Genomic DNA, 21,929 nt, shown 5'->3' with positions numbered 1-21,929 from the left:
CGAATCGCTTAGACCCGCACCGTGTGACGACGCTTACGCCGGTTGCGGCGAAGCACCGCCCGAAGGCAGACGTGCGCCGAGCACTTGTGCGTAGCGTTGTGCAGCATTGCCGCAGACGATATGGAACGTATCCGGCGACACCCATGCGACGTCAAGCGTGTCGAGACGCGAACGATCGACCGCCGACGGATCGCGGACCACCACGCGCAGGCGCGTCGTTGCCACGGCGTCGAGTGCAGCGACGTTGCCCGCACCGCCGAACACGGCGATCCAGCGAACCGGATCCGGATCCAGAGGACCTGCATCGGCAGCCTTGACCGGTGCAGCAGCAGCCGGTGCCGCAGCGCGGCCCGCGCCTGCATCGACTTCCTGGCGGATTTCATCCGCGATCAGATCGGCTTCCGGTCCGATGATGACCTGGACCGTCGTCTTGCCCTGACGCAACAATGCACGTGCACCTGCTGCCTTCAATGCCGGCTCCGACACGACTTCGCTATCGACCACGTTCAGACGCAGACGCGTCGTGCACGCATCGATCACCGTCAGATTGCCTGCACCACCCAGTGCTGCAATGTACTTCGAGGCACGCGTATTCGATGCCGTGACCGGTGCGCTCTGGTTGCCACCGTACACCGGCGACGGACCATCCGCTGCGACTTCCGCATCCGTTTCACGACCCGGCGTTGCGAGGTTGAACTTGGCGATAAAGAAACGGAACAGGCCGTAATACACGATGAAGTACACGATACCGACCGGAATCGCTTCCCAGCCCTTCGTCGACAGGCCGTAGTTCAGCACATAGTCGATCGCGCCCGCCGAGAACGTGAAGCCGAGCTTGATGCCGAGCGCGCTGCAGATCGCGAGCGAAAGGCCCGTGAGCACAGCGTGGATCGCGTAGAGCACCGGTGCGAGGAACATGAACGCGTATTCGATCGGCTCCGTCACGCCCGTCAGGAACGAGGTCAGCGCCATCGAAGCCAGCAGGCCGCCGACGATTGCGCGACGGCCCTTCGGTGCTGCGTGATACATCGCCAGACACGCTGCCGGCAGACCGAACATCATGATCGGGAAGAAGCCGGCCATGAAGCCGCCTGCGGTCGGATCGCCCGCGAAGAAGCGGTGCAGGTCGCCCGTGACGACCTTGCCGTCGGCGCCGGTATAGCTACCGAACACGAACCAGCACAGGCTGTTGATGATGTGGTGCAGACCCGTGACGAGCAGCAACCGGTTCAGCACGCCGTACACGAACGCACCGGCAGCGCCTGCCGTCACGATCCAGTTGCCGACGTTGCCGATCAGCGTCTGGATCGGGGGCCACACAAAGCCGAAGATCACGCCGAGAATCAGGCAGCTGAAGCCCGTGACGATCGGCACAAAGCGCCGGCCGCCGAAGAAGGCCAGGTACGAGGGCAGCTTGATGTCCTTGTACTTGTTGTACAGCATCCCTGCGACGATACCGTCGATGATGCCGCCGAGCACGCCCATGTCGAGCTTGGCGTCGATCGACTTGAGCACTGCAACCTGCACGAGATAACCGATCGCGCCGGCCAGACCCGACGTACCGTTGTTGTCCTTCGCAAAACCGACCGCCACACCGATTGCAAACAACAGTGCGAGGTTCGAGAAGATCGCGTCACCGGCATTCGCGATCAACGCGACATTGAACACATCAGGCTGTCCAAGGCGCAACAAAATCCCGGCCACGGGTAGCACCGCGACCGGCAGCATCAGGGCGCGCCCCAATCGCTGGACCTTTGCAAATGGATTCGAATCCATGTAGTTCTCCAGAAGTTCTCGTCGTTGATTTACTGGCTGGTGCACTCACCGCACATTGCGTCCTCCACCGCGTTGCCGAAGCAACCCGTACAGCGAACGCAGCGTCAGATGCAAACGGCACAAAGGTCTGCCCGTCCCCATCGCCTCGCGGCCGGCGCGTGCACCACGCGCTTCCCCATTTGCGAGCTACCCGCTTGTCTCCCCCAGGCGTCTCGATACACCGGCAGTCTTGCGCCGCCTGCCCGACACCCGTGATCGACGCTCAGGGCATCCGGCGGGCGGCGTGTCGGCAATGCCGGTGCGCCAAGTCCTCCTAGTCGAGCGGCCAGACTTCGCGACTTGCTGCTCGTACTGCCTGCGCCGATTCGAGCGCCAGGGCATCCTGGGCGCGCTGACGGCACAGCTGATAATCCAGGCTCCGGACGCGGGCCTTGATGGCAGGCACCGAAACCGGATCCACGGACAACTCGGTCACACCCAGGCCGACCAGCAGCGGCACCGCCACCGGGTCGCCCGCGAGCGCGCCGCATACGCCGACCCAGCGACCGTACTTGGCGGCCCCTTGAGTCGTCGCGGCAATCAGGCGCAACACAGCCGGATGAAGGCCATCGGCCTGATCGGCAAGCTGCGCCTGCATGCGATCCATCGCAAGCGTGTACTGCGTGAGATCGTTCGTGCCGATCGACAGGAAATCGGCATAACGCGCAAGCTGGTCGGCGAGCAACGCAGCCGACGGCACCTCGATCATCACGCCGACCTCGATCGGATCGGTCCGGCCCATCTCGCGCTGAAGTTCATCGATCCGCGCACGCAGGCGGATCAGTTCGTTGACGTCGGTCACCATCGGCAACAGGATGCGCACCGTGCCGTACGGTTGAACCGCGACGAGACCCCGCAGCTGATCCTCGAGCAGATCGGGGCGCACCTGGGCGAGACGAATCCCGCGCAGGCCCAGCGCCGGGTTCGGCTCCGGCGGCAGCGTCAGGTAATCGACTTCCTTGTCGGCGCCGACGTCGAGCGTGCGGATGATTGCCGTGCGGCCTTGCAGCGCCGTCACGATCGACTGATAGCTCTCGGCGTGTTCCGCGGCCGTCGGCGCTGTCGGGCGATGGATGAACATTAGTTCGGTCCGCAGCAAGCCCACCGCATCGGCGCCGTTGTCGACGGCGACTTGCGCGTCGTTCACGGTCGCGATATTGGCGGCGATCTCGACGGCATGGCCGTCGGTCGTCTGCGCAGCGAGCTGCGACGTCTTGCGGTTCTGTTCGCGAACCGACGCGAGACGTGCACGCTCGGCACGCGCGCGATCGATGTCGAGCGTGGTCGGTGCGTACTCCAGACGCCCTGCGCTCGCATCGACCACCACCATCGTGCCGTCGGGAATCGCGTGCAGCGCATCGCCGATCGCGACCAGCGCCGGAATACCGAGCTGGCGCGCGATAATCGCGGCGTGCGTCGTTGCACCGCCGCGCGCGGTGACCAGGCCGGTCACGCGCGAGGTATCGAGTCCCGACAGATCCGACGGCGTGAATTCGTCGGCGCACAGCACCGCTTCGTTCGGCAGGTCGCGTGCACGGCTCGGGCTCGAGAGGCCCAGCGCACGCAGCACGCGCTTTTCGATATCGCGAAGATCAGCCGCACGCTCCGACAGCAAGGTGTCGTCGAGGCTACCGAGCATGGCCGTCTGTGCGCCAATCGATTCGCGCCATGCAAAGCCTGCGCTCTTGCCGAGGCTGATCAGGTCGCGAGCCGCGTCGACAAGCGCCGGATCTTCGAGCAGGACGCGATGAACCGCGAAGATGCCGGCCTCGCCGACAGCACCGCGTTGCGAGGCCTGATGCACGGTCGACTTGAGCTCGTCGTCGACGACCGCAAGTGCCTTGTCGAGCGCACGGCTTTCCGAAGCCGGCGTACCCGTTGCGAGTTCCGGCGGCGTGATATCGCCGTCATCCCAGCGCACGAGCGTACCCACGCCGACACCCGGCGAGGCCGCAACGCCGGCCAGTGTGTTCGGCTCGAGCGGCCGCGATGTCGCCGCCGTGCGCGGTGCGGGCGAGACCGCTTGCGCCGGGCTTTGCTGCTCGTGTTCGGCCGGTGCGTCGTGTTCGAGTTCGGCGATCACGGCAGCAAGTGCTTCGTGCGCGTCATGACCGGTCGCGACGACCGTGACGTTCGCGCCTTCGCCCGCGCCCAGGCCCAGCAGACCGACGATGCTGTTCAGCGACGCAGCCTTACCGCCATAGTGAAGCTCGACCTTGGACGCGAACTTGCGCGCCGCTTCGCGCGCACGCGCTGCCGGACGTGCATGCAAACCGCCCTTGTGAGCGAGCGTGACGTCCGCGCGCGCTTCGGCCGCGGCACCCACTTGCGTGGCGACGGCGACGGTGGATTCCGTCATCGTGAATCCCGTCGCGGGATCGGAGACCGTCGTGGTCGATGCGATCGCGGCTGCGCGCTCGGCATCCGAGGCCGTGGGGCTCACGGCCGGGTGGCCGGTCGACACGAGCGTCAACAGCAGCGTACGGCCCGATTGCATCATGCCGCTGCCGCGACGTGCGATCTGAAACGCGTCGCCGTTGGCGATCGCGACAACCGTGACGAGGCTGTGCGCGCGGCGTGCAACGTAATCGGGATCGAATTCGATCAGCGCCTGTCCGGCGACCACACGCTCGCCTTCCTTGACCTTCGGCGTAAAGCCCTCGCCCTTGAGTTCGACGGTATCGATACCGACGTGCAGCAAGACTTCAGCGCCTTCACCCGTGGTGATCGTGACAGCGTGGCTCGTACGGGCGAGGTGCGAGATCGTGCCGTCGCACGGCGCGACGAGAATATTATCGAGCGGATCGAGACCGATGCCGTCGCCGAACAGCTTGCCGGCGAACACGGGATCGGGCACATCCTCGATGGGAACCACCGGCCCCGTCAGCGGAGCAAGCAGTTCGATTTCCTTAACCTGGCGATTCATTACGACGCCTCCTCGGCGTGTCGTCCGTGCGACGGACTCAATGGGTTTCAGTCACTTTCTTCAGATGGCGCGGGGCGTCCGGATTGCGTCCGCGCGCTTGCGCGAGCGACGCCGCCATCACATAGAAGCTCACGATCGCCGCGATCGGATCGAGCAGCGGGTCCGCCGTCGTGACCAGCGGGAGATCGCGTTCTGCAATATCGTCGGGTGCCGCGAGCAGCACGCGCGCGCCACGCTCACGCATATCGGAGGCGAGCTTGAGCAGGCCTTCTTGCGTCGGTCCGCGCGGAGCGAACACGAGCAGCGGGTATTCGCTGTCGATGATTTCCATCGGTCCGTGACGGACTTCCGCGCTCGAAAACGCCTCGGCCTGAATGCCCGACGTCTCCTTGAGTTTGAGCGCCGACTCCTGCGCGATCGCCAGCGACAGACCGCGGCCGATCACCATCATCTGATCCGCGCCCGCGAGCACCTCGACGGCCTTAGACCAATCGAGCGCTCCAGCCGCGCGCAATGCGTCGGGCAGCGACTCGAGCGCGTGCAGCAGCGCCGTATTGCCGTTCCAGTGCGCGACCAGTTGCGCCGAGATCGCGAGCATCGCGACATAGCTCTTCGTGGCGGCGACCGACAGCTCGGGCCCGGCCAGCAGCGGCAACGTGAACTCGCTGGCCTCGCTGAGCGGTGAATCGGCGACATTGACAGCGGCTGCCGTCAGCGCACCTGCATGCCGCAGCGCCTTCATCGTGTCGACGAGATCAGGGCTCTTGCCCGATTGCGAGAACCCGAGCGCGAACTGGTGCTGCACCTTGAGCGGTGCTTGCTGCAGCGTGGCGATCGACATCGGCAGCGACGCGACGGGCACGCCCGCAACGCTCATCGCGAGACCGGCGAAGTAGCTCGCCGCATGATCGGAACTGCCGCGCGCGACGGTGAGCGCGACCTGGCGCTCGCGTTCGCGCAGTGCGGCGGCGACGCGCGCGACGGGTTCCGGCGCGGCGAGTTGGGCAGCGACAGCATCCGCGGATGCCAGCGCTTCTTTAAGCATATTCGACGACAATTTCCTCTCCTTCGACGTAGGTCGCCTGCAGGGCAAGCGCGCGGTCGAGCATGACCAGATCGGCCCATGCCCCTACTTCGATACGACCGCGGTCGGTGATACCCAGGTAATCGGCGGCGTAGCGCGACAGCCGGTTCGAGACATCGGCGAGCGGCAGGCCGAGCGACACGAGATTGCGCAGTGCCTTGTCCATCGTGAGCGTGCTGCCCGCGAGCGTGCCGTCCTTCAGGCGCACGGCGCCCAGACATTTGACGACGCCCTGGCTGCCGAGCCGGTATTCGCCGTCGGGCATGCCCGCGGCGGCCGTGCTGTCGGTCACGCAGTACAGATTCGGGATCGCGCGCAGCGCAGCGCGGATCGCGCCGGGGTGCACGTGAAGCAGGTCGGGGATCAGCTCGGCGTAGTCCGCATGCGCGAGTGCCGCGCCGACCATGCCGGGCTCGCGATGGTGAAGTCCCGACATCGCGTTGAACAGATGCGTGAAACCCGTTGCGCCGTGCTTGAGTGCGTTGACGCCCTCGTCGTAGCTACCGAGCGTGTGACCGATCTGCACGCGGATACCGCGCGAAGCGAGTTCCGCGATGATCCGCGGATGGCCGCTGATTTCCGGCGCGAGCGTGACGACCTTGATCGGCGCCACGTTCAGGTAATCGAGTACCTCGTCGAGCACCGCGACGACTGCTTCCGGCGGCTGCGCGCCGAGCTTCGACGGGCTGATGTAGGGGCCTTCGAGATGCACGCCGAGCATGCGCGCCGAACCGGCGGGCCGCTCGCGCGCGACTTCGCCGAGTTCGACGAGCACCTTGCGCAGCTCGTGGCGAGGCGCCGTCATCGTCGTTGCCAGCAGGCTGGTCGTGCCAAACCGCGCGTGCAGACGCGCCATCGTGACGGCCGCCGCGCCGCCTTCCATCGTGTCGGCGCCGCCGCCGCCATGCACGTGCAGATCGATAAAGCCCGGCACGATATAGGGCGCGTCGTTGCGCGCCGGGTCGACCGGCGACGCATCGATCGCAGCGATGCGTCCGGCTTCAATCTCGATCCGGCCATGACGCCAGCCAGCAGGGGTCAGAATATTGCCCGTAACCACATGAACTCCTTGGAGTGGCCCTCGTCAGGTCCGGTGCGGCGCGCCGGGCTAGCAGGATGGCGAGCGCTGTGTCGCGGCGAGCGGGTTGCGCTTCGCTCGCGACAGGTGCCTCGCGCCTCGCTGCATCGCCCGGTGCGCCACCGGAGCAAGAGGGTCCAACCGTCTATGCCTATCGCCTCAGTTCCGCAACGAAGTCGTAGTAGTCGTTGCGGCAATACGTGTCCGTCAGTTCGATCGCGCGTTGATCGGTGGTAAAGCCGATACGCGTGATCAGCAGCAAGGCCTCACCGGTTTCGATACCCATGCGACCCGCAATTTCCTCGGTCGCATTGACCGCGCGGAAGTGCTGCAGCGCGCGGACGATCGACAGTCCGCGCTTGTCCAGATAGGCGTACAGCGAGTCACCGATCGCGGACGGATCCGGAATCAGCGCCGCCGGAAACGTCGAATGCTCGACCGCCATCACCACGTCGTCGGCCAGGCGCAGGCGTCGAAGACGCGCGACCGCAGCTGCCGGCGACAGTCCAAGCTGAATCACTTCGGCCCGGTTCGCCGGCACGATTTCGCGTGACAGCCACTGCGAGCTCGGCGTAAAGCCACGTCGCCGCAACATCTCCGAGAAGCCGGTGAGCTGCGACAGCGGATCCTCGAGACGCGGCGTGATAAAGCTGCCCGCACCCTGCGTGCGCTTGATCAGGCCTTGTTCGACGAGCAGCGCAATGGCCTTGCGCGAGGTGATTCGCGACACGCCCAGCGCTTCCGACAACGCGCGCTCGGACGGCAACGCTTCACCTGCAGACCACACACCCGCCTGAATCGAATCGGCGAGCTTCCGTGCAAGCTGCAGATACAGCGGTGTCACGCTGTCGGGATCGGGTTTCAACTCTTGCCAGCGTGTTTCCATCGGCCTTCCGTCGACGTCGTCATACGGCTGTTATTTGCGGGCCATTATAGGACCAAAGTAATACCAGTCAATTTAAATCTAAATTCGGCAGTTGAAGGCTTGAATCCCTTGATGCATAAGGATTTCAGGCGATTTCTTAAGGTAAAAATCGAAGCATTATCAGGGTATGCCCTATCAGAATTGCATACCAGTTCAAGCATTTTGGATGCACCGGTATCATGCGGCACCGCGCGATATTTGGACGTGTGCGGGCGAAGGGCGGGCAGCGTGCACTGGCCGCGAGCACGGCGACACTCGCGCGACGCGCGGAGGGCGGACGTTGCGGGATCAGGTTGACTTGGACAAACGTGGAATGGCGTGCTGCTCAGGCGATTGTGCAGCGCGACGCGCGCGTCATCGGTGCGCGCGAATCGGATCGACCGAAGCGTCGACGTCGAAGCGCGACGTCAGACGCAAGGCGGCTTTAATCGAGCAGTAACTTCAGATCATGAACCCACGGATCGGGTCCCTGGCCATCGCGGGCGAACAGCCGCAATTGGCCTGAAGGGTCGAAAACATAGCTGCCGGCGGTGTGGTCAAGCGTGTAGTCGCCACCTGACTTGGCCGGTACCTTCGCGTAGACCACGCGGAAGGCTTTGGCGAACGCCGCGAGATCGGCGTCGGACGCCGGCCGCAGGCCTTCGAATGCGGGACTGAAGGCGTGGACGTATTGTTCGAGCACGGACGACGTATCGCGCGCCGGGTCGAGAGTCACGAACAGGACCTGCACACGTGATGCATCCGGACCCAGTCGCTGAAGTGCCTGCGCGAGATCCGCCATCGTGGCAGGGCAGACATCGGGGCAGTGCGTATAGCCCACGAAGAGGACGACAGCTTTGCCCCTGTAGTCCGCGAGCGTGCGGACCTTGCCGTGCGTATCGGGCAACGAGAAATCGGTCGCGAAACTCTTGCTGCCAGTGATATCGACGTTTGTGAAATCGGGCGCCTTGCTGCATCCGGCCACGACGGCCACACAACTGATCACCGCCGCAGCGGCCAGACGGCGCCAGCTCAATATCACAGTCACGTCCTCAGAGGCCGACGCCAAGCGGCACGTAGTGATCGACGAGCAACGCCGCGAACAGCAGCGACAGGTAGATGATCGAGAAACGAAACGCACGGCGCGCGAGCGCGTCGCTGTACTGACGCCAGATCTTCCACGCGTACACAAGGTAGATCGCCCCGAGGATCACGGCGGCCACGAGATAGACGAGCCCGCTCATCTTCATCGCATACGGCAGCAGCGTCACGCCGAACAACACGATCGTGTACAGGAACACATGCAGGCCGGTGAATTTCTCACCATGCGTGACAGGCAGCATCGGCAGGCCGGACTTTTCGTAGTCGGCACGGCGGTACAGTGCGAGCGACCAGAAATGCGGCGGCGTCCAGACGAAGATGATCAGTACGAGAATCCATGCCTCGGCAGGCAGGGTGCCGGTCACGGCGGCCCAGCCCAGCGCGGGCGGCATCGCGCCCGATGCGCCGCCGATCACGATGTTCTGCGGTGTCGCGGGCTTCAGGATGATCGTATAGACGATCGCATAGCCGACGAACGTCGCAAAGGTCAGCCACATCGTCAGCGGGTTCGTGAACGTGTCGAGCGTCCACATGCCGAGCCCGCCAAGCACGCACGAAAACACGATGATCTGCACCGACGAGATTTCGCCACGCGCGGACGGACGCCACGCAGTACGGCGCATCAATGCATCGACCTTCTGTTCGACCAGGCAGTTGATCGCGAACGCGGCGCCGGCGAGCAGCCAGATGCCGACCGTGCCGCCGATCAGGGCACGCAACGGCACCATGCCGTGCGTCGACAGGAACATGCCGATCACGGCGCAGAACACGGCGAGCTGCGTGACGCGCGGTTTCGTCAGCGCCCAGTATTGAGCGAGACGGTTACCGGCCGACGGATGAGCGAGGGATGCGGGCATGGCTGGATCAGGCGCGGGCCCCGGCCTGTGCAGGCGCGGCGGCCGCGATCGCGCGACGGGAAATGAGCCGGAAGTTTAACATGACGAGGGTCAGCAGCAGGATCGCAGCGCCCCCGTTGTGTGCGACGGCGACCGGCAACGGCCAGTTCAGCAGCACATTCGACAGGCCGGTCGCGACCTGGATCACGAGCACGGCGAGCAAGGTCGTCGCGAGTCCGCGCAGCGCGGGATCCTGTCGCAACCGCAGAGCCAGCCAGCCGACAAAGAAGAACACCACGAAAGCGAAGGTGCGGTGCGTCCAGTGGATTGCGACCAGAGCGTCCTGGGTAATGAAGCCGCCGTCACCGGTGCGGCCGAGTGCACGCCAGAGATGGAACCCGTTCGCAAAGTCCATCGTCGGGATCCACTGACCGTTGCAGGTCGGGAAGTCGGTGCACGCGAGCACCGCATAGTTCGTGCTGACCCATCCACCGAGCGCGATCTGCACGACGAGCAGGATCAGCGCAATCACCGCGGCGGAGCGCAAGCGCGCGCTCGACGCCAGGACGGCGCCGCCAAACGGTTTGCCGCGCGGCCCGACGCCCGTTGCGTCGGAGCGCATCGCGGCAAGCCATCCGAGGCCCGCAAGCAGGCAGAGGCCGAGCAGCAAGTGCGTCGTCACGATCACAGGCTGAAGCTTGAGCGTGACGGTCCACGCGCCGAATGCCCCCTGAACCAGAATCAGGCCGAGCAGCGCCGTCGGGGCCCATGGGTTGATCTTGAGTCGCGCGCGGCGCAGCCATGCGATGAGGGTCAGCGCAATGATCAGCACGCCGACGGCCATCGCGATGTAGCGGTGGACCATCTCGATCCACGCCTTGCTCATCGTCACGGGTCCCGTCGGCATCGCGGCCTCGGCGGCGTGGATCGCGGCATGCGCCACGAACGGGGACGAACTCGCATAGCAACCCGGCCAGTCGGGGCAGCCGAGTCCCGAGTCCGTCAGGCGCGTAAAGCTGCCGAACATGACGAGATCGAGCGTCAGAAAGGTCGTGATCCAGACGAGCTTGCGGAATTTGTCCGGGTCACCGCTGCCCCATACGTAGGACAACGGCACCAGCGCGACACACAGCCCGATCAGTCCGAGTTGAAGAATAAACATGAAGCAGGGTCACTCAAGCGTTGGACGCGTTCGTTGGACGCGTTATCGGCGTTGCGCGAGTTGCGCATCGCGCGGGTGAGACAGTTCATACAGGTCATTCGGGTGAGGCTGGCGCGAAGCACGTCGAAGGCCTGATCGCCAGGTTCCGACCTGCGTGAAGTACGTTAACTGCCCGTACCCAGTCCCGTATTGATCTTGAGCAACTTGGCGAGGTCGCGCTTGATCTTCGACGGATCGGGGTCCTTCGGGAAGCGCATCATCAGGTTGCCGTTCGGGTCGACGAGATAGATATGGTCGGTGTCCTGCGTGCCGCTTTCCGCGGGCAGCCAGGCGGCCAGCGCAGCGGGGTCGGCCACGAGCATCCGCGTATCGGCATAGGCGTCGAGGACCTTGGCCGGCACCGGCGCGTTATCCGTACGCAACCAGACGGTCTGCACGCGATCGCGCTCCGCACCCTGCGTGAGGCGGATCTGGCGACTGAGGTAGAGCTTCGTCGCGCACGCATCGTCGCAATCACTCTTGTTCACGACCACCATCAGCCAGTGCCCCTCGAGCGAGGTCAACGGAACCTGTTGCCCGTGCTCGTCGGTCACTTGCAGCGACGCCGGAATCGGACGCTGCGGATCGACCAGCGCGCCATAGTTCGTCGAACCGCCACGGGGCTTCACGACGTAGTACGTGAAATACGATGCGATCACCGGTGCCGCGCAGATCCCGATGATGAGCAGCAGCATCCAGCGACCCTGGTTCCAGCTTCCCTTCTTCGGGGCTTCGATCACGCCGCGCGGCTTTGCCACGGCCGGTCCGTTTGGACGCGGCACTTGTTTCGAATCAGTCAAACCTTCCCTCTATTCCGTTGTGCTGCCTGAGCGGTTGCCTGAGCGGTTGCGTCTGCTTTTACCTCGCCGCTCGCCTGAGGTGCCTCGGTCGCCACGATCTGCGAACGTCGCCCGTGCACCGCCGCGCGGCGCGCCGCATACACCCCGAAGGCGAGCGCGGCGAGCGCCATGGCCCACCATTGAACCATATAGCCGTAGTTGCGCTCGGCATCGGCGGTCTGGACGGGCCAGTCGCGTACGAGCCCATCGTTCGCGCCGCCGGTTTGCTGGATGACGAACGGCTGAAGCCTCAACCCCGTTTCCTGCGCATACGCGTCGATCGCGAGATTCTGCCGAATCTTCAGATGCGCAGCCGATCCACCGTGGCCCAGCTCGAACGCCTGGCTCGCATTCGCACGCGCGGTACCGGTGACATCGACCTCACCGTCACTTGTGCGGTACGACGCGATACGAGAACGATCTTCGTCATTGCGCGGCAGCCATCCGCGATTCACCAGTATCGCGCTGCCGTCGGCGAACTGCAGCGGCATGACGACATAGAAGCCAGGTGCATCCTTGTATGGCCGATTGTCGAGATAGACCGCTTTCTCGGGCATCCACTTACCGTGCGCGACGACGCGATGATATTCGATCGACGACAGCGCAACAGGCGATGCGGTCACCGGAATCGGCGTCTCGTTCTGATATTCGGTCATATGCGCGTTGAGCGCTTCGCGCTGATGCGCGCGCGAAAGCTGCCAGAAGCCCAGCCGCGTCGTGATCAGCACGACCGCCAGCACAATCAATGCCGGCCAGAACCGGATCTTTAACATGCGTAGTCCTACGTCAATGAGCGTGCTTCAATTAGCCTGCGTCAATTTGCCGCACCCCCGGTGTGGCGAAATCCCATCACCTCTCGGGCCGTTGCACCGCAACGAGCTGCCGGGCACGCGCGATGCTCGCTTCAAGAGCAACGAAAGACGACGGCCCTCGCCTGGCACGCCGCGGGTGCGGCGCGGTGCGATAATGGCCGCCATCCTCCACGTGGTCCGATTCATGCACATCCTGGTTCCCATCGTCTTTGTCCTGATCATCGCGAGCATGGCCTCCGCGCTGTACTTCATGATGCACGACAAGGGCAAATCGCAACGCATGGTCTGGTCGCTCGCGACGCGCGTGGGACTGTCGATCAGCTTGTTCCTCTTCATCCTGTTCGCGCATTGGATGGGCTGGATCCAGTCTTCGCAGATCCCGCTCGGACGCTGACCGCAACGCAAATACGATCCCAAAACGACAACGCCGCCCCGAGGGGCGGCGTCGTTCCGATACAGCTTGTCACTACTGCAATCCGGTATCCGGCGTCGGGCGGCATCGCCGCCCTGCCCATCGATTCCTGGAGTCTCGCGTCTTTACAGCCAGTACACCACGACGTAGAGACCGAGCCAGACGACGTCCACAAAGTGCCAGTACCAGGCTGCGCCTTCGAACGCGAAGTGGTGATCCGGCTTGAAGTGACCGCGAATCACGCGAACCAGCACAACCGACAGCATCAGGGCGCCGAGCGTCACGTGGAAACCGTGGAAGCCCGTCAGCAGGAAGAACGTCGAACCGTATGCGCCCGAGGTCAGCTTGAGGTTGAGCTCGTTGTAAGCGTGGAAGTATTCGAAGCCCTGCATGAACAGGAATATCACACCGAGCAGGATCGTCGCGGCGAGCCACACGATCGTCTTCTTGCGTTCGTTGTGCTGAAGCGCATGGTGAGCCACCGTCAGCGTCGCGCCCGACGACAGCAGCAGTGCCGTATTGATCGTCGGCACCGGCCACGGTTGCATCGGCTTGAAGTGCGACACGAGATTCGCCGGACCGGTGTTCGGCCACACGGCAGCGAAGTCAGGCCACACCAGCTTGCTGTCGAGACTGCCGAGCAGCGCCTGCGCGAACTCACGCGTGTAGAACAGCGCGCCGAAGAATGCGCAGAAGAACATGACTTCGGAGAAGATGAACCAGCTCATGCTCCAGCGGTACGACTTGTCGACGCGCTTGCCGTACTGGCCACCTTCCGACTCGGTGATCGAGTCACCGAACCAGTGCCACAGCACGTACAGCAGCCACACGAGGCCAACGACGAATCCGATCGGGGCCAGCTTCTCGCCGTTGATCCACGACGCAAGCGAAGCCATCATGCACAGCAGCCCGATCGACGCCGTGATCGGGTGCCGCGATGGATGCGGAATAAAGTAGTAAGGGCTCTGGTTCTGAGCGTTCATCAGGGATTCTCCACTTCGATCCGTTTCTTGTATTCCGTCACTTCGCCTGCTCGATACGGGAACAGCGTCCCTTTATCAGCGGGGCATACATTCGTCGCTGCTACTGCTCAGCTGCAATTCGATGCGTCGCCATCCTGCTTATCGACGTTCTGACCGACGTTCTTAACGTCCTTCATGTCCTTAATGCAGGCCCGACTGCATGACTGCCCGCACGACCCAGGCTTCACCCAAGTCGCGCATCACCGCGCTTCGTCTACTTCGACGACACCACGAAGTGCACGACCGTCAGCAGGATCCCGATAAAAATCGCCATCATCACAAACGCCGTGATGACGACGTGCACCGGATTCAACCGCTTCGAGTCCCGTTCGAGGTCGCGGCGCTTTCTCACGCCAAAAAACGACCAGAACACCGCCTTGAACGATTCGGAGAACCGAATCGGCCGATCCGTCGCTGACGCGTCCGGATCGTCCGGGTCGCGTTCGCCACCGATATCGTTCTTCGCCGCGTTCATTGCGAAGCCTCGCTCAGTGAAACCACATTAGTGAGACCGCACCTGCTGGACAATCGCAGCGGCAAAAAACACTGCGGCAATCACGAACAGGAAGACGCCCAGACGCCAGTTATTACGTCGCTGCGTGGCCTTTCGTGCTGCCTCGTTCTGCTGCAGTGGCTTTTGTCGTTGCCCCGTCATTTCACTTGCACCATCGTACTCTGGACAAACGACGCCCCGACGACAGCGTCGGGGCGCCTGCGATTCTGCTTATTCGACGAACGGCGGTTCTTCGAACGTATGGAACGGTGCCGGGCTCGGAATCGTCCATTCGAGGCCCGTCGCGCCATCCCACGGCTTGTCGCCAGCCTTCTCGTGCTCACCGCCTCCGCGGTACGTCGGCAATGCGACGAAGAACAGGAAGTAGACCTGCGACAGACCGAACCAGAATGCGCCGATCGTAGCGACCTGATTGAAGTCCGTGAACTGCGCCGGGTAGTCCGCATAGCGACGCGGCATGCCGGCCAGACCCAGGAAGTGCATCGGGAAGAACGTCAGGTTGAAGCTGATCAGCGAGCTCCAGAAGTGGATCTTGCCGCGCGTCTCGTTGTACATCCAGCCCGTCCACTTCGGCGACCAGTAGTACCACCCCGAGAACAGCGCAAACAATGACCCCGCGACCAGCACGTAGTGGAAGTGCGCCACCACGTAATAAGTCCCGTGCATCGCAATGTCGAGCGGTGCGACCGACAGGATCAGGCCCGTGAAGCCGCCCATCGTGAACACGAACAGGAAGCCGATTGCAAACAGCATCGGCGTCTCGAACGTCAGCGAGCCGCGCCACATCGTGGCCGTCCAGTTGAACACCTTCACGCCCGTCGGCACGGCGATCAGCATCGTCGCGTACATGAAGAACAGCTGGCCCGTGACCGGCATGCCCGTCACAAACATGTGGTGCGCCCAGACCATGAACGACAGCACGGCGATCGACGACGTTGCGTAGACCATCGAGCTATAGCCGAACAGCGGCTTGCGCGAGAATGCCGGCACGACCTGGGAGATGATCCCGAAGGCCGGCAAGATCATGATGTACACCTCGGGGTGACCGAAGAACCAGAAGATGTGCTGGTACAGAACCGGGTCACCGCCGCCCGCTGCATTGAAGAACGACGTGCCGAAGTGGCGATCGAACAGCAGCATCGTGATCGCGCCTGCGAGCACCGGCATCACGGCGATCAGCAGGAACGCCGTGATCAGCCACGTCCACGCGAACATCGGCATCTTCATCAGCGTCATGCCGGGCGCGCGCATGTTCAGGATCGTCACGATGATGTTGATCCCGCCCATGATCGACGAGGCACCCATCAAGTGGACCGCGAAAATGCCGAGGTCCATGCCCGGGCCCATCTGCGTCGACAGCGGCGCATAGAGCGTCCAGCCCGCAGCCGTCGCGCCACCCGGCACGAGGAACGAGCCCGACAGCAGCAGACCGGCGACCGGCAGCAGCCAGAAGCTGAAGTTGTTCATCCGCGCGAAGGCCATGTCCGACGCGCCGATCTGCAGCGGCACCATCCAGTTCGCGAAGCCGACGAAGGCCGGCATGATCGCGCCGAACACCATCAGCAGCCCGTGCATCGTGGTGAGCTGATTGAAGAATTCAGGCCGCATGATCTGCAAGCCCGGCTCGAACAGTTCCGAGCGGATCAGCAGCGCCATCACGCCGCCCGTCAGGAACATGATGAACGAGAAGATCAGGTAGAGCGTCCCGATGTCCTTGTGGTTCGTCGCATACAGCCAGCGACGCCAGCCGGTCGGGTGACCGTGTGCATGATCGTCGTGTTCATGCTCGTGGCCGGTGTGGCCAGCGTGTTCGTGATCCGTGATCGTCGACATGGTGCTTCTCCTAGGTCTTGCTGCCGTCGCGCGCGGCGGCCACTTGCTTCGGCTGGACAGTCTCACCCGTGTGGTTCGACCACGAATTACGTTCGTACGTAATCACCGCGGCGATCTCGACATCGTTGAGCGTCTTGTCCCAATTCGGCATCGCGGGCTTGCCGGCGTCCTGCTTGCCGTGCAGCACCACGTTGATATGCGCGGCGAGCGGGCCCTGCACGACAGCGTCGCCGTCGAGTGCCGGGAATGCGCCGCCGCCCTTGCCGCTGGCCTGGTGGCAGACTGCGCAGTTCGCCGTGTAGACCTTCTGGCCGCGCGAGATCAGCTCGGCCTGCGTGTAGGTCTTGGTCGGATCGTCGTTGGCCGCAGCCATCTTCTTCTGTTGCTCGTCGACCCACTTCGCGTAGTCGGCGTCCGACAGCACTTCGACGACGACCGGCATGTAAGCGTGTTCCTTGCCGCAGAGTTCGGTGCAGAAGCCGCGGAACGTGCCCGTCTTATCGGCCTTGAACCACGTTTCGCGCGTGAAGCCCGGAATCGCATCCTGCTTGACGCCGAACGCCGGCACGTACCACGAGTGAACGACGTCGGCCGCCGTGGTCACGATCTTGATCTTCTTGTTGACCGGGACGACGAGCGGATTGTCGACTTCCTGCAGATACAGATCGGTTTTCGGGATCTCGCCGTTGACTTCGCTACGCGGCGTCGTCAGCGTCGAGAAGAAGCCGATACCCTGGCCCGGGCCGCCGACGTAGTCGTAGCCCCACTTCCATTGGTAGCCGGTGACCTTGATCGTGACATCGGCGTTGGTGGTGTCCTTCATTGCGACGACGGCGCGCGTAGCGGGCAGCGCCATCAGGATCACGATGAGGAACGGCACGACGGTCCAGATGATTTCGACCGTGGTGCTTTCGTGAAAATGGGCAGGTTGAACGCCACGCGACTTACGGTGCATGACGATCGAATAGAACATGACACCGAAGACGCCGATAAAGATCACCAGACAGATGATCAGCATCATCGTGTGCAGGTCATACAGCGTCTCGGCAACGTGGGTGGCCGGTGGTTGGAAGTTCAGCTCGTAGAGCGCAGGGCCGCCCGGACTGTCGTTGACCGCCTGTGCCAGGCCGGCAGTCAGCAAACCGCCGCCCGCGAGCAGACCCGCGAGGGCTCGCTTCATTATTTTCATGGCTTCCTTACCCAAAATTACTTCAAACCCTCGCCCGTGTGATTTCAGGCACATCGTCTCAGCCAGCTACGCAGCTCGTTCGCAAATTGCGCTCGAAGGTGCCAGGCGAGGTGCTGCCCGATTGTCACGGATTGTCCGGCGGAGTGCAGTGTTATCCGGTCCCGCGGTGTCGCTCCGGGTTCGACCCGCACCCAGCGCGGATTGAATTCGAATTGCGACACACGGTCGGCAGACACACGCTCAATGACAAGACGGTGTTCGCACAGCCGGATATATTCATAATCGACTGCGTGCCGTGCGTAAATAACAAATGCCACTCCCACTACGAGGAGGTCAAGCCCGGTAAACGGCAGTACCAACCACGCACCCCAGAGCACCACCGTCAACGCAACCGACAACGACACGACGCACAGCGACACATAGAAAACGAGAAACTGTTTCGGCGACACCGAGCAGTTCCGCTTGAGCATCCAGTCCTTCAGGACAGGTTCGTCTTCGACCCCTTCACTGTTGGCGTGCATCCCCGGCCTCGCAAGACCCCACCCGCAAACGGACGCATTATAGGCGGGTTCCCCATCAGCGACAAGCGAACGGGATTCGCTTCGGAGGCACGCCGGACGGCCGTTTGCGGGCGATGCGCCGGCACCCTGCTCACCTGCTTCAATCGCGGAGCGCCCCGTCTGGTCACCCTTTGCGGGCACGTTCTCATGCTTCTCGCAAGACCGACACGAGGGTAAGTCCGATGTTGCCGATTCGTGTGTCCGTTGCATGAATCCGACTCGCGACGCGTACGTCAGTTGCGCGGGCGCCGGCCGCCGATCTGGTCGGCTCGCACGATCGCATGGCCATCATCGGTGGTGGTGCGCTGCGCTTTCCATGCGTGTCCGTAGACCAGCTCGAAGCTCAGCGCGAGCGTGCCGTCGGGATTGCGCACACGCTCGAGCGCCTCGCCCAACGCGGCTCTCCAGCGCTTGCCGCCCAGCCCGGTCATACGTTCCGATGCCGGATCGCCGAACGGATAGGCGCCCCAGCGCCGGATATCGGCGAGCATTTTGTCCGCACTCGGATACGTCACCGTCAGGCGCTCGACGTCCATCACCGGCACTTCGAACCCGCTGTTAACAAGCATGTCGCCGAAATCATGCATATCGGTGAAATCGATAACGCGACGGCCGCGATGACGCAGGCTCGAACCCGCCTCGGATTCGACGGTCGCCATCGCTGCACGCAATTCCTTTAATGTGTCAGGACCGAAGGTACTGAACATCAGCAGACCACCCGTCTTGAGCACGCGATTCCACTCGGGGAACACCTCGTGCGGACGCGGATGCCAATGCAGGGCGAGATTGGACCAGACGAGATCGAAGACTTGCGGGGCAAAAGGCAGCGCGCCGAAGTCGGCTTGCGCGACGGGCGCACGCCGTGTCGTCAGGCGTTCGCGCAATGCGCCGGGCAAGAGCCGCTGCAACCCGCTTGCCGGAGCCGTCACGGCCGGCACGCGCGACAGCATGCGATGTGAAGCGTCGATGCCGAACACCGATGCCTGTGTGAAGCGCGTGCCGAGCGGTGCGAGGTCTTCGCCTGCGCCACACCCTGCGTCGAGGACGGTTTGCGCATCGATCTTTATGTAATCGAGACGCTCACGCATGCGCTGCGCGACCTCGCGCGGCAGAAACGCGACCTCAGCGAAGGTGTTCGCGCGGCGGTCGAAAATTCGGGTGATCCGGCGGATATCGGCATCGGGCCGCACCGAATCGGTATAAGAAGAAGACATCGTGACTGAAATTTCGCGGTCGGGTGCGCCTGAGCACGGCAGTATACCCGGACGCTCATTGTCGCCTTCTTCGATGAAACGCGCTCTCTACGTGACCCTCGGTGCGGTATGGCGAAGCTTTGTGGCCGCGCTGCTGCCGAGTGTCTGCGCGTTGTGCGGCGCGCGCTCGCAGGATGCGCTTTGCCGCGGATGCGCACACTGCCTTGCCGACGCAGCGAGCCGCTGTCCGCAGTGCGGCATCCCTGTTGAGGCCGGTGCCGAAGTCAGCCGCGAAGTTAGCCGCGAAGTTAGCCGCGAAGCTAACCGGGAAATCGGCCCGGAATTCGGCGTGCGGGTCGGCACAGCGTTCAACGACCCGGACCGCAACGCCTTCCGCACGGTGTGCGGCCGATGCATCGCAAGCGCGCCTGCATTCGACGCGACCGTCTGCGTCGCTGACTATGTGGAACCCGCCGATTCGCTCGCCATTGCGTTGAAGTTCCATGGCCAGCTCGCGCTCGCCACCTTGTTCGGCTCAGTGCTCGCCGCACGCATTCAGGAGCAGCAGCTCCCGCTGCCCGACGTCATCGTCCCGGTTCCGCTATCGTCGGCCCGCCTTGCTTCGCGCGGATACAACCAGGCCTGGGAGATCGCGCGTGTCACGGCGCGCCGGATCCGGCGCCCTGCCCAGCCGCGGTGTCTCGTGCGTACGCGGGACACGCGCGCACAATCCGGGTTGCGGGGTGCGGATCGATGGCGCAATATGCGGCGCGCGTTCGTCGTCGCGCATCCCGAACGCGTGCGCGGCGCGCACGTCGGCCTCGTCGACGATGTGATGACTTCCGGCGCAACGCTCGATGCGGCCGCGCGTGCGCTCAAGCGCGCGGGCGCCGTGCGCGTGACGGTGTTTGCCGTATTGCGTACGCCGACACCCTAGATCCAGGCTGGCCAGACCATGTTCAACGTCGTATTGGTTCACCCCGAAATTCCGCCCAATACGGGCAACGTCATCCGCTTGTGCGCCAACACAGGCGCGCGCCTTCATTTGATTGAACCGCTTGGCTTTCCGCTCGATGACGCGAAGATGCGCCGCGCGGGCCTCGATTATCACGAGTATGCGGAGATGGCCGTGCATGCCGACTGGGATGCCTTTCTCGTGAGCGAGCAGCCCGATCCGTCGCGCATGTTCGCGTTCACGACACGCGGGTCGAGCCCCTTCCATAGCCATACGTTCAACGACGGCGATTACTTCGTGTTCGGTTCCGAGACGCGTGGCTTGCCGCCCGAATTGCTCGAGCGTTTCGACACCGCGCAACGCGTGCGTCTCGCGATGCGTCCCGGCAACCGGAGTCTCAATCTGTCGAACACGGTGGCGGTCGTGGTCTATGAGGCCTGGCGCCAGCAGGGCTTCGAGGGCGGCGCCTAGTTGGTCAAGCAAAACGAGCAAACGCAATGAGCAAACAAAAGGCCCGGCGATCGTTCGATCGGCCGGGCCTTATCCATTCGCGTGGTTTGCTACGGGTTGCGCGGTCTTCGCGCCGCACACAAGCGACCCCGAGGGAAGCCCTCTTGGTGGGCGCGTTGCGTCGTCACTCTGAAGCCCCTTCAGCGCGCGCATCGCGCCGAAGCAATGCGTCGACCGCGTCAGCAGGCGGCAGTCCCTCGAACAACACGGCGCAGACCGTCTCGGTAATCGGCATCTCGACCTGATTCGCGCGAGCCAGTGCAGCCACAGCCTGAGCACAGCGCACGCCCTCGGCCACATGCCCGAGGCTGTCGAGAATGTCCTTCAGCGTGCGGCCCTTGGCGAGCTCGAGACCCACGGTCCGGTTGCGCGACAAATCACCCGTTGCAGTCAGGATCAGGTCGCCGATGCCGGTCAGTCCCATAAACGTATCGGCACGACCGCCCAGTGCGACACCCAGGCGCGTCATCTCCGCCAGTCCGCGCGTGACGAGTGCCGCGCGCGCATTGAGGCCGAGCGACATGCCATCGGCAATACCCGTTGCAATCGCGAGCACGTTCTTCACCGCGCCGCCGACTTCGACGCCGACGACGTCATCGCCTGTATAGATGCGCATCGCGCCCGCGTGGAACGCTTCGACGGTCCGCGCACGGCAGACTTCAGAGGCACTCGCGATCGTCAGCGCGACCGGCAGATGCGCCGCGACTTCACGCGCAAAACTCGGCCCCGACAACGCACCGCAACTCGGATGATCGCCGAGCACCTGATGCACGACCTGATGCGGCAGCAGATGCGTCTCCTGCTCGAAACCCTTGCACAGCCAGATCAGGTTGGCGGGCACGCACGATTGTGCGCGCATCGCCTCGCACGTCATGCGCAGGCCGGCGACCGGCGTCGCGGCGACGACGAGTGCATCGTCATCGCATGCGTGGCGAATCGCCGTTGCGAGATCGGCTTCGTAGCGTAGCCCATCGGGCAGCGCGGCGCTGGGCAGATACGCGGTATTGCGTCGATCGCGCGCGAGCGCGGCCACGAGTGCCGCATCGCGCGCCCACAATACCGTGTCGTGACGCTCACCCAAGTGCGCGGCGAGCGCCGTGCCCCAGGCGCCCGCGCCGAGCACAGCCACTTTCATGCGCTGTTCG

General features: G+C 63.8%; 19 protein-coding genes and 1 pseudogene. 3 read left to right on the top strand and 17 right to left on the bottom strand.

Annotated features, from left to right (window positions below; all coding sequences use genetic code 11):
* Positions 1-33 precede the first annotated feature (33 nt).
* The 10 genes from nagE to ACMFWR_RS03005 form a co-directional block, all read right to left on the bottom strand.
* Entirely contained in the window at positions 34-1,776 is a 1,743-nt protein-coding gene (gene nagE, locus ACMFWR_RS03050; protein WP_413193568.1) for an N-acetylglucosamine-specific PTS transporter subunit IIBC, read from the bottom strand.
* A 313-nt stretch (positions 1,777-2,089) separates the two neighbouring features.
* Entirely contained in the window at positions 2,090-4,741 is a 2,652-nt protein-coding gene (gene ptsP, locus ACMFWR_RS03045) for a phosphoenolpyruvate--protein phosphotransferase (RefSeq protein WP_413193567.1), read from the bottom strand.
* A gap of 37 nt (positions 4,742-4,778) precedes the next feature.
* The gene (locus ACMFWR_RS03040; protein ID WP_413194756.1) at positions 4,779-5,786 is read right to left on the bottom strand and encodes an SIS domain-containing protein; all 1,008 of its coding nucleotides are present in this window, start codon (positions 5,784-5,786) and stop codon (positions 4,779-4,781) included.
* Entirely contained in the window at positions 5,779-6,885 is a 1,107-nt protein-coding gene (gene nagA / locus ACMFWR_RS03035; RefSeq protein ID WP_413193566.1) for an N-acetylglucosamine-6-phosphate deacetylase, read from the bottom strand. The genes ACMFWR_RS03040 and nagA overlap by 8 nt, the downstream gene beginning before the upstream one ends.
* Before the next feature lie 169 nt (positions 6,886-7,054).
* Entirely contained in the window at positions 7,055-7,789 is a 735-nt protein-coding gene (locus tag ACMFWR_RS03030) for a GntR family transcriptional regulator (protein WP_413193565.1), read from the bottom strand.
* 463 nt (positions 7,790-8,252) lie between these two features.
* Positions 8,253-8,846, bottom strand: coding sequence for an SCO family protein (locus ACMFWR_RS03025; RefSeq protein WP_413194755.1), 594 nt, complete (start codon positions 8,844-8,846; stop codon positions 8,253-8,255).
* Positions 8,847-8,859: 13 nt separating this feature from the next.
* Entirely contained in the window at positions 8,860-9,765 is a 906-nt protein-coding gene (gene cyoE / locus ACMFWR_RS03020) for a heme o synthase (protein ID WP_413193564.1), read from the bottom strand.
* Between the two features lie 7 nt (positions 9,766-9,772).
* The gene (locus ACMFWR_RS03015) at positions 9,773-10,906 is read right to left on the bottom strand and encodes a COX15/CtaA family protein (protein WP_413193563.1); all 1,134 of its coding nucleotides are present in this window, start codon (positions 10,904-10,906) and stop codon (positions 9,773-9,775) included.
* Positions 10,907-11,070: 164 nt separating this feature from the next.
* Positions 11,071-11,703 carry an SCO family protein gene (locus tag ACMFWR_RS03010; protein WP_413193562.1) on the bottom strand — a complete coding sequence of 211 codons (633 nt, stop codon included), beginning with the start codon at positions 11,701-11,703 and terminating at the stop codon, positions 11,071-11,073.
* A 38-nt stretch (positions 11,704-11,741) separates the two neighbouring features.
* Entirely contained in the window at positions 11,742-12,557 is an 816-nt protein-coding gene (locus ACMFWR_RS03005; RefSeq protein ID WP_413193561.1) for an SURF1 family protein, read from the bottom strand.
* A gap of 223 nt (positions 12,558-12,780) precedes the next feature.
* Here ACMFWR_RS03005 and ACMFWR_RS03000 point away from each other — a divergent pair, with 223 nt between their 5' ends.
* The gene (locus ACMFWR_RS03000) at positions 12,781-12,990 is read left to right on the top strand and encodes a twin transmembrane helix small protein (RefSeq protein ID WP_413194754.1); all 210 of its coding nucleotides are present in this window, start codon (positions 12,781-12,783) and stop codon (positions 12,988-12,990) included.
* Between the two features lie 143 nt (positions 12,991-13,133).
* Here the strand turns inward: ACMFWR_RS03000 and ACMFWR_RS02995 are convergent, their stop codons facing one another.
* The 6 genes and pseudogenes from ACMFWR_RS02995 to ACMFWR_RS02970 all read right to left on the bottom strand — a co-directional run bounded on the left by ACMFWR_RS02995 (position 13,134) and on the right by ACMFWR_RS02970 (position 19,340).
* Positions 13,134-13,991 carry a cytochrome c oxidase subunit 3 gene (locus ACMFWR_RS02995; protein WP_413193560.1) on the bottom strand — a complete coding sequence of 286 codons (858 nt, stop codon included), beginning with the start codon at positions 13,989-13,991 and terminating at the stop codon, positions 13,134-13,136.
* Positions 13,992-14,244: 253 nt separating this feature from the next.
* Positions 14,245-14,505 (bottom strand): DUF2970 domain-containing protein, encoded by a 261-nt coding sequence (locus ACMFWR_RS02990; RefSeq protein ID WP_413193559.1) that lies wholly within the window; start codon positions 14,503-14,505, stop codon positions 14,245-14,247.
* Positions 14,506-14,754: 249 nt separating this feature from the next.
* Positions 14,755-16,377: a cytochrome c oxidase subunit I gene (gene ctaD, locus ACMFWR_RS02985; RefSeq protein WP_413193558.1), complete on the bottom strand. Its 1,623-nt coding sequence runs from the start codon at positions 16,375-16,377 to the stop codon at positions 14,755-14,757.
* 22 nt (positions 16,378-16,399) lie between these two features.
* A pseudogene (gene coxB / locus ACMFWR_RS02980) lies at positions 16,400-17,566 on the bottom strand (cytochrome c oxidase subunit II); the annotation flags it as partial.
* Positions 17,567-17,610: 44 nt separating this feature from the next.
* Positions 17,611-18,087: a DUF2244 domain-containing protein gene (locus ACMFWR_RS02975; RefSeq protein ID WP_413193557.1), complete on the bottom strand. Its 477-nt coding sequence runs from the start codon at positions 18,085-18,087 to the stop codon at positions 17,611-17,613.
* 272 nt (positions 18,088-18,359) lie between these two features.
* On the bottom strand, positions 18,360-19,340 hold the full coding sequence (locus tag ACMFWR_RS02970) for a methyltransferase domain-containing protein (RefSeq protein ID WP_413193556.1): 981 nt from the start codon (positions 19,338-19,340) through the stop codon (positions 18,360-18,362).
* 73 nt (positions 19,341-19,413) lie between these two features.
* On the opposite strand from ACMFWR_RS02970, the gene ACMFWR_RS02965 reads away from it, so the two are divergent.
* A complete protein-coding gene (locus ACMFWR_RS02965) occupies positions 19,414-20,256 on the top strand; it encodes a ComF family protein (RefSeq protein ID WP_413193555.1) in 843 nt (280 codons plus the stop codon).
* An 18-nt stretch (positions 20,257-20,274) separates the two neighbouring features.
* Positions 20,275-20,745: a tRNA (uridine(34)/cytosine(34)/5-carboxymethylaminomethyluridine(34)-2'-O)-methyltransferase TrmL gene (trmL, locus tag ACMFWR_RS02960; RefSeq protein WP_413193554.1), complete on the top strand. Its 471-nt coding sequence runs from the start codon at positions 20,275-20,277 to the stop codon at positions 20,743-20,745.
* Positions 20,746-20,908: 163 nt separating this feature from the next.
* On the opposite strand, the gene ACMFWR_RS02955 is transcribed toward trmL, so the two are convergent.
* Positions 20,909-21,919 (bottom strand): NAD(P)H-dependent glycerol-3-phosphate dehydrogenase, encoded by a 1,011-nt coding sequence (locus ACMFWR_RS02955; RefSeq protein WP_413193553.1) that lies wholly within the window; start codon positions 21,917-21,919, stop codon positions 20,909-20,911.
* Positions 21,920-21,929: the final 10 nt, after the last annotated feature.

Source organism: Pararobbsia alpina (genome assembly GCF_965118125.1).
In the GTDB taxonomy this organism is placed as follows: Bacteria; Pseudomonadota; Gammaproteobacteria; order Burkholderiales; family Burkholderiaceae; genus Pararobbsia; species Pararobbsia alpina_A.
This window is presented reverse-complemented; position numbering and strand designations above follow the sequence as displayed.